Here is a 12,563-nt window from a genome sequence, read left to right as displayed (position 1 = left end):
CACAACCAAATTACATTAATTAAAAGTCTTATTCATGCATAATTTGAATATAACTATGATAATTGCGTTACTTGCCAGACAACAGGGGTCTTGGAGATCTGCTCCCCCAACCATCGACGGGTGATATTCTGGAACATTCGCGGGTCACCCGTGCAGAAAAATTGATGCACCGGAGTCTCATCCCCACTGGCCAGCTTTCGTTTATCATATAATATCGTACTGATTTCACGTGCCGTTTCATCTGCTGAACTGATTAACTTCACTTCCTGTCCCATAACTTCCTGAATCGTGTCCATGAGAAAGGGATAATGCGTACAACCCAGAATAAGACAATCTATTGGCTGTTGTTTGATCCCGCCCAATGATTGTTCCACCGTATGTGTCGTGTGCTCGGAACGAAATTCACCTTGTTCCACCAACGGCACCAGCGCCGGACAAGCCTGACTGACCACATCAATATAGGGGGACAACTGCTTGAGTGCTGATGTATAAGCCCCGCTACCTATGGTACCCGTGGTACCAATCACACCAATACGTCCTGTACGTGTCGCTGTGATTGCGGCCCGCGCACCCGGATGTATAACACCAATGACAGGCATATTCACCTTGCCACGGATATACTCCAACGCGGCTGCTGTTGCTGTGTTACAGGCGATAACGATAACCTTCGGATCGAATTGGATCAAGAAATCAACGATTTGTTCCGTAAATTGTTTTACTTGTTCGGACGAACGGGGTCCGTACGGTGTCCGGGCAGTATCCCCAAAATAAATGATCTTTTCCCGCGGGAGCTGACGCATCACTTCCTTGGCGACCGTCAATCCCCCCACACCGGAGTCTAATATAGCGATTGCTTGCTGCACGAACACACCGCTTCCTTCTTCATTGAATTGGTTCTCAAAACGATTGTTTCTCAGAGCTTTCTTCCTACCGTATGAACATTCCGGCAAAAAGGTACCTACATCTTACCCGATTTCATCGCAGGGTTCAAATTAAATCCACACGCTACGTCATCTATGTGTGGACACGCAACAAAGCAGGCTCTCCTCTAAATAGAGGAAAGCCTGCTTATCGAGCATTGCTTAGTTGTCGTCCTTGGACTCATCCGAAGGAAGCTTAGCTACGATGTCAATTCCGGGTTCATCCACTGTTTTATCGATATCGTTATCAACAACGGCTGCCGATATGCGAATTTCTTTCCCTTCAGCGCAATTGCGCCAGGATTGAATATCCTGAATCACGACATCTGCGGTCTCTTTAACTTTGGATACGATCTGCGAACTTTGTTCTCCCACGATACCAGCCAGTTCCTGACCTTTCTCCGATACCTGACGAGCACCTTCTGTAATATCCTGACGAAGTTCACGTCCCGATTTCGGCGCCAGCAATAATGCCGTTACTGAACCAACCACGGAGCCAATAAGAGCTCCCCACAACAAACTTTTGTTAGAATCCTTCACGTCACATCTCTCCCTTTACTATTGTTTAAGTACCGGACTAGAAGCAACGGTCTGTCGCTCAGCCATCCGGGCGAATGCCTACTCTGTTGATGCATTATAAGCAGCACAGGCTTGACTTGACACTCCAGATGTTAAAAATAATCTGAACGCCCTTTTTGAATGGATGCAAATGACTTGGCTTAAACTCAGTTCTGACGAGCCGGCTCGAGATTAGACGCGGCATGCTCATCCCCCGGGTCCAAATCAATCACATATCGTCCAGGTGCAATCAATGCTGCCTGATGTTCACAACGCCAGCGACGTCCACCTGAAGAACCCAGCGTCTGTCCATCTTGCAGAACATCCCCCTGATCAAATATGTAATACGCTGCACCCAGTAAGGTCTGAGCCACCGTATCCGGATCAAGACCGACGAAGTGACACTGGACATCAGGTACACCCAGCGCAGATAATCCCACGGTATCCATGACCAACCCGCGCTGTTCCTCTGTACCTCCAGCTTGATACATTCGAACGTTCATGGCTGCATACAGATGTTCCTCACGTTCCTGAGCTTGCGTATATGCTTCCGGTTCAACCAGCTTGTCACTGCCATACCAATACAGCGCGTCACAGGTCAAACTCTCCATGATTGCCAGTACAGTCTTCTGAAACAGCTCCAGACGCTGTTTACGAGGCATGGCAGCCGTGAACATATCATGTATCCGAATGGAGTAACGCGCAGCTTCCACAGCTTGTCCTGCATCCGGCCAATGCCATGCTTGTTGCAGAGCACCGCCAAAGCGAGCACGATCTGCGATTTCATTCACAGGAAGCATGCAAGTCTGAGCAGGGATATCCCCTTCCTGGAAGGATACCTTGTGGTCCAGATGATAGAAGACAAGCATCTCATGCTTTTGCCCTCCGCTCTCTTGTTTCACATCCAGTCGGACTTGTCCTGTATGACGGATCATAGCTTCCTGCAAACGCAGGCGATCCACCTCTGGACGTTCCCGGAACAAAAGTTCAACCATATACACCGGATGGAATCCGGAAGGTGTTTCATTTGTTTCGTTACTTTCAGTATTAGCTTCATTGAATTCTTTTGATTCATTTGTCATGCGATTTCCCTCATTCCTTACGCTGTCCCTCGGCCTGTGCCGTATTGAAAGGACCAAGTTCTTTTTCCACGTAGGCGCTAACCTGAGTAGTAAAATGTTCAAGTATACTCGGCAACTCTACGCTAAGTGGATGGAGCTCAGACCGCTCCCAGGTGTAATAATCCTGCACCAGTGGCTTGCGTAACGTGACAAGCTGACGCAATATCTCATAGGTCGGATTATCAAAAACCTTTTCTTCATAATTAATCTGAATAATATCATCATAGCTGCTTGCATCTCTCATGATGAAGCCGTCGATCAGATAACTTCCCACATCGGTAACAATCTCGATCGCCAGGTGAAGACAACGTTCCTGTACCATACCCAGCATGAGACTGCCATCCCAAGCTTCTGCTGCCCCGCGAAGCCCTTCAGCTACTTCCGGTACAGCAGCAAGCCGGCGGGCAATCTGTTCTCTGTTCACATAATACATTCGTTCACTTCCCGTTCAGTGAGTTATCGGTTCCGTTTCCCTCTTCGCTTAAGCCAGAATATCATCACAGGACAAGCGATTAGAAACACAACAAAAATATATAGAAATTCCATAACGTCTCTTAAATCGCTCATGCAGAGTCCCCTTTATCTCAACGTAGTTTGAATGACAGATCAGATTTCGTAGTCCACTGCAATTGACTGTTCTCTGACTTCGTTCATGTACTTGATAACTTCCTGATGAAGCGGGTGTACCTGATACGCCTGGAGATCCTCCAGTGACGCAAACTCCGCCGTGAGTGAAATGTCGAACGATCTCTCCGAGCGAAGCACATCAATCCCGATTTCAAGTGAAACTAGGACATCAATTTTACCTTCCAGATTGCGAAGCACCTGGGCTGCAGCTTCAATACTTTCTGCTGAACGATCTTTCATTTTAAACAGGACAATATGTTTTATCATCTGGGCAAGCACCTCATTTAATATAATAGTAGAAATGAATGAATTTTCATGTATCCAAAATATATCATAACGCTCTCTATTACGAAAGGATACTTGGAAACGTTCTCTTGATAAGAAAAACTAATCCAAACCGTTTCCTTTCGATTCGGATTTCTTTTGAGAACTATCCTCCGTCTGTTTCGCGGATTCATCCTGCAAAGTTTGTCCTGTTTCAGCCTGCTGCTTGATGTTGTCTGGAGTTTGCTGCGGTTTGGACCACTCACGATTCGTCAGATACTCCTGATCCTCCTGTTTTTTCAACACTGCAATGGCCTGTCTGAGCTTTGCAGGCAATGGAAGACCGATTTTGGCATAATTCTCGGTAATCGAAATGAGTTCATTCACCAGATAGAAATAAATAGCTCCGCCTTTGATAAAATCGGTTCCCATGATCAGATCAATTCGATGAGCAAGCAAAACAACAGTCAGCATGAGCCCTTTGCGAGCAATCCCCCAGAATCCAATGTTGCTATTTAACCCGGTACCTGTTCTTACCGCCGCTGCCAAACCTGTTATATAATCCACAGCCATCGCGACCGCGAGCAGGCTCAGCAATTGATCCCATCCGCCAAAAGCAAACGTAACAAATGCTCCCGAGATGGCAGCAAAGGTATTCACAGATAGATGCACGTTCCTCACCTCTCCCTTACACTTGAGTATCATACAATATATGTAAAAGTAAGAGATTTGACAGGTCACATGTCATGCTGAACATGCGGATTTATCATTTCAGATTTGTGCACATCCTCTTCGCAGCAGGGGAACGAAAATCACATGCTTTTGGGGAATTCAGGGAAATAAACCGCATCATATCAACAAAAAACAGATAAAAGTTCTTTAGACCTAATAATAAGTAATTAGAACTATATTATTTTTATTCCTGCCGAATTTCTCCCCTCATTTTTAGTGAAACATTGTAATCTAGGAATATACTAGGATGTGAATTGCGCATGGTCTAGTTCGTAGTTCCCTCTTTATCATGAATTGACGCATTGATGCATTTGTAACCGGTAAACCCGGCACTTGAAAGTACCCCGTTGTTTATTGTAGTATTTGGTTAAAAAAAATCGGAGGAAATATGCCTAATCAACCAGAACAACATTCCATCCAGGCGTGGTCTCTGATCAACCGTAAATACTTGGGAAAAGGCGTCCGTGTTAAACGATTCCGAAAACCGACACGCTGTCAAATCCGCAATCGTGTTCTTCTTGCCGTGCTGATGGCCAATGATATCAAGTTGTCCCAGCTAGCTGAAGACCTCTCCATCTCTTCACGCAGTGTCAGTGCGTGGGTATATGAAGGACGGATACCCGGCAGTACCAATTTGGACAAGACTTGCCAATTACTCGGCTACCCGCGTCATATTCTCTTCAATGAAGAAGTTGTGCGTAATAGCCCTGTCATATGTCAACCCGAGTCATCTCGCTTCATGAAGCGTACGGTGACCCGTTCTCCGGTTAGTAACCGTATTTTGACAGGCTTGTGTATGGTCCATGATCTGTCGGTGACAGATGTCAGCCACTGGATCGGGGTTCATCCCGGCACTTTCCGCAAATGGCTGCATCAGGGAACACTGCCTTCTGCTGCGTTTCAGGAACAAGCGGAGCAATTCTTCCGTATCCCGAAAACTATTTTGTTCGCAGATGTCATCTTGAAAGATCGTCGCAACAACTAAATAAGCGAACAGCCAAAAGGCTCTGATCTCCCCATAGGGAGGCCAGAGCCTTTTTAAAATGAAATACATGCCTTCTCTCTCGGACTTGAAGCACTGTTCTGGCTATTCCCTGAGAAATGTCAGTAACCTACCCTATTTCGCCTTTTGATCCCAAGGAGAGCCATCACAGCCAGCTACAAGCTAAGTTTATACATTTCATCATGACCGTTCTCGCTAAAAGGTTATCCTAACCTCGTGTTTAATACTTCATTGATATATCTCAATCCGGTATATCGAGGACGAAGCGTATGCGCTGTGTTGAACGCATGTTCCACCATCTCCGGAGTTACACCGAGTTGCTCAGTAGTCACAGGTCCACCTACTTGTTCCAACCATGCGATGAGCTGAGAAGCCTCCGGCAATTGGTCATATATCCCAAACACCGGTTCACCCGATGTCTGTGCAAGCTCTTTATATTTCACCGTAAGCAACGCACAAGCTACGCCAACTTTGGCACCATGCAGAACCGGTCTTTCTCCCGCTTGCATCAGATCCATCTCCAAGATGTGGGACAGATGATGCTCACCTCCGGATGCCGGACGGGAATGGTCAATGATCAGCATGGAGATACCGGAAATAATTAATGCGTCCATTAATACAGCTACTCCCTCTGCTCGCCCCTCCGAAATAGCTTGTACATGATCTACGCAGGTCTTCAGCGCTTCTTCTGTCATCCGATAAGCAACTGGACAGAACGGTTCTCCGCCCAGTTCACGAGAAACAATCCAGTCTGCAAGTGAAGTATATTTACCAAGCATATCTCCGAATCCGGCAGCTGTCATCACTTGGGGGGCTTGCTCCAGAATATCCAGATCGGCAAAGATAGCCTCAGGCGGAACAGCCTGAAATGTTTGTTTGATGCCGCTTACAATTAAGGGTGCACCCGCAGAGGTAAACCCATCCACTGAAGCCGCTGTCGGTATCGACAGAAAGGGCTTGTTCATTTTGGAACAAACAAATCTCACCAGATCATGAATGGTACCTGAACCCACCGCAATTACAGCCTGACTTTCGAGTCTCACACCCAACATGACCTGTACAATAGCTGCTTCATCCGCAATGATATCACCCGTACGATTCTCCGGTATAGAGATCTCATCCACATGCATTCCAGCTTCGCGAATACTACTCAGCACATCAGATCCAGCGGCCCGAAACGTATGTCGATCATAAACAACTGTCACCTGACGATATCCTTGCTCAGACAAATAACCCGGTAACCTCTGAATGGCCCCAGGTTCCAGATGAATCAGCATATCCACCATCCGGTGTTGATGACCGCAAGCACACTGCTGTGCTTCCTCATTCCATGCTGCAATTCGTTCGTTCATATTCATTCGCTCTTACCCTCCCATATGAGATATCATGCATAATTAACGGGTTAAAACCACAAGATAAAAAAGGAAATAAAATGTGATGATTTTCCTGATCACACTTTACTGCCTGTACCCAATATTTGCAAATCCATATCTCACATTTCCAAGTAGGTGAAGCAATGAAATTAACGAAAGAATTAGGAATTTCGCTCGGATTTCTCGCCGGAACCACTTTTGGCAGCGGTATCGCTTTTTTGTTTCGTCTCCAGTCGGTTGAAGTGGTTGCCAGTGTTACGCTATTTGGTATTGCAGGAGCCATTGCCGGGGTCATCACGGCAGTCATTCTGCGCCAGCGGCAACATTAGCATTGGCATGCTGGTAGCAAAATGTAGGCTTCACACGAATGATCCACAAAATAAAAAAAGGTTCGTGAATTGCCCTAGAGCAACTCACGAACCTTTTTTGTTAGATGCGGTCGAGAGGACTCGAACCTCCACGGGGGTTAGCCCACACGGACCTGAACCGTGCGCGTCTGCCAATTCCGCCACGACCGCATAATATGTATCTCCTAATCCATCGATGAAAAGCGTTCCGGTGAAGCAATTCCTTGTTTTACCGTAATTCAGAGTATACATGCTCCAAAATAAAAATGCAACTTCTTTTTTATACATTCAAAAAAAGGACATATGTCCTTTTTTCTCAACTTCAAATACCCTATCGTAGCAATAAAACAAATATTCAACCATACGAATGCAAAAATGAAGGAGAGATCCACCTTGAAAACAACCCATCTGTGCTTTATCGGTGCCGGGTTTCATGCATCCACGAATATTTACCCTTCTGTTGTTGAAGCCGGAGCGCGGATCCAGGCCATTGCCACACGGAGTATGCAACGCTCTGAAGCAGCTCTGCTGCGATTTGGCAGCAACGGAAAAGCGTATGACAATGCTCAGCTTATGTTGCAGCAGGAAATCTGTGACGGAGTCGTTGTGGTCGCCCAGCCTGTAGATCAGACCGCTCTTGTCCTTGAATGCATTCGGGCAGGCAAGAATGTATATGTGGATAAGCCGCTCGGATGGAATGCAGCAGAAGCCGCCACTGTAGCAGAAGCTGCTCAGCAGGCTGAAGTCGTTGTCATGGTCGGTTTTATGAAACGTTATGCCCCCGTATACATAAAGCTGAAGGAGCTCATTGATAGTGGTTCGCTAGGTAAGGTACGTTCATTCCAGATGAAATTCGCTGTAGACAGTACTCCATTTTGCAAGGATGAGGAACAGTTCATGAAGCTCGCTGCCATTCATATGGTCGATCTGATGCGTTACTTATTCGGGGAAGTAATACGGGTTACAGGCACAACTGTGAAGGATGGGGAACACATTAATCAAAGCATTTCCCTTGTATTTGAGAATAACGTCGTAGGCAGCGCTTATTTTACCGGCATGAGTGCTTGGTCACGGGAGAGTGAAAGTGTACTCGTCACCTTCGACAACGGATTTGCGTCAGTTGAAGAGATCAACACACTTACTGTTCATCAATCCCGAAGCTCGACCAACCTTCCCTGGAAATCTCTCGAAGAGCAAGATACCGTATATACACCTTCCGGATCTCCCATGTCAGGAGCTTATCGCGACCTTTATCTACGCGGGTTTGTTGGTGAAATGGTGCACTTTATCGCGTGTTGCCAGAATCAGACTGTCCCACATTCCAGCGCCAAGGATAATATTGCAACGATGGCTCTATGTGACACCATTCTAGCGTCACTGAAGTAGCGGATATACGCTCATCATCATATTTTATACATCCAGAGAGGAGCCTGAAACCGGGGCTCTTTTTTATCTTATAGACATCATCGCATCTGCCTTCGCCTAGAATTAGGGTTTATAATCTGAATTATAAGTGATATGCTCTTTCATGTACCATACGTACTTTATATAATGTAACCACCCAAATAGATACTATAGAAAATCACCGTAAAGTGGAGGTGTACTTATAATGAAAAAGGACGCAACCAAGCTATGTCCCGCGCCATACGGCTGTTCCGTAGAAGTTACCCTTAGTGTGATCGGAGGCAAGTGGAAAGGTGCCATTTTGTATCATTTATTCTCCGGTCCTTTGAGATTTAACGAGATCCGAAAATTGTTTCCTGACATCACCCAGCGTATGCTCACCCTGCAACTTCGAGAGTTGGAAGGCAGCGGAATTGTTCATCGTGAAATATATCCCCAGATCCCACCTAAAGTGGAGTATTCCCTCACACCATTTGGTGAGACGTTACGGCCGATTATCTTCAGCATGCGAGATTGGGGAGAAACGTATACAAATGAGGTTCTGGCCAGATCCTCACAAGAGGTATAATACACAAAAGAAGCTGTCCCTTATTCTTAGGGGACAGCTTCTTTGCTTGCTTATTTAATAACCGTCTGAATCGTAACTGTTCGGTTACGTCCCTCTTCCTTCGCTTGATACAATGCATTATCCGCCAAGTGAAACAGTTCTGTGGATGTTGTGGAGTGCTTCGGATATTCAGCAATTCCAGCCGAGATGGTGACGGAACGATCTATAGGCAATACGCTTTCTTCGACCGTTATTCGGATACGTTCAGCAATCTCAAAAGCCACGTTAGACTCGGAATTTCTTAACAAGACTACAAATTCCTCTCCACCAAACCGGGCACAGACATCTTCTGGTCGAACAGACAATTGAATGATATTGGCAATGTGTTTCAATACTTCATCCCCAGCATGATGCCCGAATGTATCATTAATGGACTTGAAGCGGTCGATATCCAGAACAATAATGGAGAACGGCACCTCATCCTGAATCCATTCCTGAATGACTTCTTCGAAGGTTCTGCGATTGTTCATGCCTGTTAAAACATCGGTTCTGGCATCATAGACAAGCTGGTTTGTCTGTTTTCTAAAGTTCGCCAATGCGCCAACAACTGCTCTCGTTAGAAGGTCTGCCTCTCTATTCCAGTGAGGTTTTATCACCGGTAGATCCACTTGTCCCTTATCGACCTGATTCACCAAATCAGCAAGCATAGCAAAAGGACTGGCCAGCTTGCGTGCAACCCGAACCACAATAAGGGTCAGGATCAGGAAAGGCACTGAAGTGTACAGCAACAACATACGGATATGATGATTCAACTGATCGTACACCGTTTGGGTTGGAGACACGATTACGACGCCCCAACCTGTTGATGGAACTTTGTAATAACCTGCAAGTGAATCCACACCTGCCAGGTTTTTGTATTGTTCCTTACCGTTCTCGTTTGCTAACAGCTTTTGCACCACTTCATTTTCACTGACATTTTCACCAATTCGGTTGGTGTTTGGATGAAATAACAAAGTGCCCTTCTTATCCACAATAAAAAAGTAGGAACCATTACTTGTCTTGAGCTGACTGCCAAAAGACAGACTCAATATATTATTTTCCTGTAAAAAGATATTTCCACCAATCGTTCCTTGGTACTCCCCTGCCAAATCAAAGATCGGTTCACTGACAAATACAATTCTGCGTTTGGTTCTGGGTGTCTGGTACGCTTCGGAGATATACGAAGCCCTCAAACTAACCGCTTCTTTTGCTGCATTGGAACTAACATGGTGACCTACGCTAGCCTGTGAGTAAGGTGAAGTAGACCTGACTACTCCCGCTTTATCTACCAAAGAAACGGAATTAAAAAAATTACTGCTATTGCGAACCAAATCCAATGTGGAATTCAACTCTTTTGTATTGGAGCGATCCACATCAGGAAAATACTGGGTTGCATATTTTAAGCTCTCCTGCATGGAATCAAAAAGCGAATCCAGAGTTTGGCTCATTTGCACAGCGCTTGCATAGTTTAGGGACAGGGTGTTATCAATGAGTGACTGTTTCTGAGATGTATAAGATGAGATGACCATGAGGGTCAATGTCATTATAACTGAAATAGTGACCAACCCGCCGAGTAAAGCCGTGAGGCTGATCTTCTTGATGTTTTTTATTTTTTTTCGTAATCTAGATCTCTTGATCTGTGCAATCATCGTTTACTTCCCCCGGATTTTCATGAAAAGGCATATTCCTTCTATCTTATACGAAAGTTGTTAAGATCAAATAAAGAGTTTGAGAAATCTTAACAATTACATCGTAAGATTGACGATTTAATGACATTTTACTTTCCCTGGAAGAATCACTGTTCAGGATCGCCCTAATCGACAATGATATAACCTTCTTCTGGCTCTTGTTCAACAAACCCTGCCATCTGACGAACCTGAAATTCGATCGGGTGATGACTACCCATTAAAACGCGATTTTGAACTTCATCCGCTGTTTCTGTAGGTAATGCAAATGCACGTGTATAGACAAACTGCGCCTGAAGTGTCGTATAGATCGCATTGACAAGCCGATCGTTGCCCGCACGCCCGAACACATTAATGATCACAGCTCCGTCCGAGTCCAGCTTGTCCTTGACCATGGCAAAAAAATCACTGGATATAAACTGCTCCGGTGTACCCGTTGCCGTAAAGGCATCAATAATAATATAATCATATGTCGCAGCGGCTTCCTGGCCTAATAATTCACGACCATCCCCAATGAGCACAGGACTTCCCTCATATCCAAAAAAGGTTTGGCTCAACTCCACGACCTCTGCGTCAAGCTCAGCCACTTTTACCTGACGATCAGACAAGTAGGTTGGCAATGTGCCAATACCATGTCCCACCACAAATACGGTATCAAACTCAGGATCATTCCGTTCCATTAGATGCACCATCGCTCTCGGATACTCCAACACCATCCGCTTAGGCTCATCCAGATCCATGGCTCCCTGCACAGCTGCGTTCGAGAATTCTAATACACGAAACTGACCCTTCTCTCCATAAAGCTTTTTGGTATCATATACCGTCAGCTCATGCTGTTCACTTTTATTCCGATACAGAACTCTCACTAACCGTTCTCCCTTCGATCTCTTACGCCTATTCGACATATACCTTCATTCTATTACACGGGATGACAACATTCCACCCTATACTTGAAAGATCATAGTACAACAAAAAAACCGTTCCGACTCAACCGGAAACGGCCTTTTGATGAACCATTTAACACTTCTAAGACCCTATGGCCTCATGCAGAGCCTGGACATATGCTACGCCCAGATTAGAGAGAGAAGTACTCTTGTGGCTTATCCACCCTACATTAATGGATTCCTCACATTCCAGCGGTACAGGAATAATCTCGTTTCCGTTCAGATCAGCGCTAAGTACACCCGTAGAGATCGTATAACCATTCAGACCAATCAACAGGTTAAACAATGTTGCGCGGTCATTAACCTGTATGCTTTTGGGGTGAGATAACGTACTCAGGATCTCTTCGGAAAAATGAAAGGAATTGTACTCTCCCTGGTCAAATGACAAGTACGGATAATCCTGCAATTGCTCGATGGCAACCGACTCCTGCTTCGCCAGCGGGTTCTTCACACTGATAAAGATATGGGGCTTCGCTGTAAACAAGCTCGTGAAGACCAGACCCGCATCTTTTAACAATTTGTTAATCACCTTAGCATTGAACTCATTCAAATACAGGATGCCAATTTCACTACGCAGGCTTTTCACGTCCTGAATAATCTCGTAGGTCTTTGTCTCCCGAAGCGCCAACTCGTATTCATCCTGACCATACTGCTGTACCAGACGAACAAAGGCATTCACTGCAAACGCATAATGCTGCGTCGATACGGAGAAGTGCTGCGGGGATGGCTTGGCGTTCAGATAACGGTTCTCCAGCAATTCAGCTTGTTCTACCACCTGACGTGCATAACTCAGAAACTCAACGCCTTCTTTAGACAGAGATATTCCCTTATTGGTGCGTTCAAAAATAGTAATTCGCAACTCCTGCTCCAGATCCCGAATGGCATTCGAAAGGCTGGGTTGCGAGATAAACAACCTTTTGGCTGCTTCATTCATGGAACCGCGCGTGGCAACTTCGATCACATATTTTAGTTGTTGTAATGTCACTGCACTATTCCTCT

At 45.5% G+C, this 12,563-nt stretch carries 13 protein-coding genes, 1 tRNA gene and 1 pseudogene; 4 read left to right on the top strand and 11 right to left on the bottom strand.

Annotated features, from left to right (window positions below):
* Positions 1 to 53: 53 nt before the first annotated feature.
* The 6 genes and pseudogenes from racE to NST33_RS09760 form a co-directional block, all read right to left on the bottom strand.
* Positions 54 to 863: a glutamate racemase gene (racE, locus tag NST33_RS09785; protein WP_313771487.1), complete on the bottom strand. Its 810-nt coding sequence runs from the start codon at positions 861 to 863 to the stop codon at positions 54 to 56.
* Positions 864 to 1,082: 219 nt separating this feature from the next.
* Positions 1,083 to 1,460, bottom strand: coding sequence for a YtxH domain-containing protein (locus NST33_RS09780; protein ID WP_221823303.1), 378 nt, complete (start codon positions 1,458 to 1,460; stop codon positions 1,083 to 1,085).
* A gap of 185 nt (positions 1,461 to 1,645) precedes the next feature.
* Positions 1,646 to 2,560 carry a DUF4261 domain-containing protein gene (locus NST33_RS09775; RefSeq protein ID WP_221823300.1) on the bottom strand — a complete coding sequence of 305 codons (915 nt, stop codon included), beginning with the start codon at positions 2,558 to 2,560 and terminating at the stop codon, positions 1,646 to 1,648.
* Between the two features lie 10 nt (positions 2,561 to 2,570).
* Positions 2,571 to 3,032, bottom strand: coding sequence for a HepT-like ribonuclease domain-containing protein (locus NST33_RS09770; protein ID WP_076318399.1), 462 nt, complete (start codon positions 3,030 to 3,032; stop codon positions 2,571 to 2,573).
* Between the two features lie 173 nt (positions 3,033 to 3,205).
* A complete protein-coding gene (locus NST33_RS09765; protein WP_017689429.1) occupies positions 3,206 to 3,493 on the bottom strand; it encodes a Dabb family protein in 288 nt (95 codons plus the stop codon).
* Between the two features lie 285 nt (positions 3,494 to 3,778).
* Positions 3,779 to 4,195: pseudogene (locus NST33_RS09760) on the bottom strand (phage holin family protein); the annotation flags it as partial.
* A gap of 415 nt (positions 4,196 to 4,610) precedes the next feature.
* Here NST33_RS09760 and NST33_RS09755 point away from each other — a divergent pair.
* Positions 4,611 to 5,207 carry a helix-turn-helix transcriptional regulator gene (locus NST33_RS09755; protein ID WP_017689431.1) on the top strand — a complete coding sequence of 199 codons (597 nt, stop codon included), beginning with the start codon at positions 4,611 to 4,613 and terminating at the stop codon, positions 5,205 to 5,207.
* A 221-nt stretch (positions 5,208 to 5,428) separates the two neighbouring features.
* Here the strand turns inward: NST33_RS09755 and NST33_RS09750 are convergent, their stop codons facing one another.
* Positions 5,429 to 6,583 (bottom strand): sn-glycerol-1-phosphate dehydrogenase, encoded by a 1,155-nt coding sequence (locus tag NST33_RS09750; protein WP_221823296.1) that lies wholly within the window; start codon positions 6,581 to 6,583, stop codon positions 5,429 to 5,431.
* A gap of 158 nt (positions 6,584 to 6,741) precedes the next feature.
* On the opposite strand from NST33_RS09750, the gene NST33_RS09745 reads away from it, so the two are divergent.
* Positions 6,742 to 6,927 (top strand): hypothetical protein, encoded by a 186-nt coding sequence (locus NST33_RS09745; RefSeq protein WP_221823294.1) that lies wholly within the window; start codon positions 6,742 to 6,744, stop codon positions 6,925 to 6,927.
* A 105-nt stretch (positions 6,928 to 7,032) separates the two neighbouring features.
* Here NST33_RS09745 and NST33_RS09740 read toward each other — a convergent pair.
* Positions 7,033 to 7,116, bottom strand: a tRNA-Leu gene (locus NST33_RS09740).
* 222 nt (positions 7,117 to 7,338) lie between these two features.
* Between NST33_RS09740 and NST33_RS09735 the strand changes: the two genes are divergently transcribed.
* Both NST33_RS09735 and NST33_RS09730 read left to right on the top strand, forming a co-directional pair.
* Positions 7,339 to 8,331: a Gfo/Idh/MocA family oxidoreductase gene (locus tag NST33_RS09735; RefSeq protein ID WP_221823292.1), complete on the top strand. Its 993-nt coding sequence runs from the start codon at positions 7,339 to 7,341 to the stop codon at positions 8,329 to 8,331.
* 223 nt (positions 8,332 to 8,554) lie between these two features.
* Positions 8,555 to 8,917 (top strand): helix-turn-helix domain-containing protein, encoded by a 363-nt coding sequence (locus tag NST33_RS09730; protein ID WP_017689435.1) that lies wholly within the window; start codon positions 8,555 to 8,557, stop codon positions 8,915 to 8,917.
* A gap of 50 nt (positions 8,918 to 8,967) precedes the next feature.
* On the opposite strand, the gene NST33_RS09725 is transcribed toward NST33_RS09730, so the two are convergent.
* The 3 genes from NST33_RS09725 to NST33_RS09715 all read right to left on the bottom strand — a co-directional run bounded on the left by NST33_RS09725 (position 8,968) and on the right by NST33_RS09715 (position 12,549).
* Complete coding sequence (locus NST33_RS09725) at positions 8,968 to 10,479, bottom strand: sensor domain-containing diguanylate cyclase (protein WP_313771486.1); 1,512 nt, start codon at positions 10,477 to 10,479, stop codon at positions 8,968 to 8,970.
* Positions 10,480 to 10,748: 269 nt separating this feature from the next.
* Positions 10,749 to 11,486 carry a fused MFS/spermidine synthase gene (locus NST33_RS09720; RefSeq protein WP_339307758.1) on the bottom strand — a complete coding sequence of 246 codons (738 nt, stop codon included), beginning with the start codon at positions 11,484 to 11,486 and terminating at the stop codon, positions 10,749 to 10,751.
* A 160-nt stretch (positions 11,487 to 11,646) separates the two neighbouring features.
* Complete coding sequence (locus NST33_RS09715) at positions 11,647 to 12,549, bottom strand: LysR family transcriptional regulator (RefSeq protein ID WP_076209057.1); 903 nt, start codon at positions 12,547 to 12,549, stop codon at positions 11,647 to 11,649.
* Between the last annotated feature and the right edge of the window lie 14 nt (positions 12,550 to 12,563).

Source organism: Paenibacillus sp. FSL L8-0435 (assembly GCF_037965655.1).
Taxonomy (GTDB): Bacteria; Bacillota; Bacilli; order Paenibacillales; family Paenibacillaceae; genus Paenibacillus.
The sequence above is the reverse complement of the archived record's forward strand: the minus strand, read 5'-3'. Positions and strand labels throughout refer to the sequence as shown.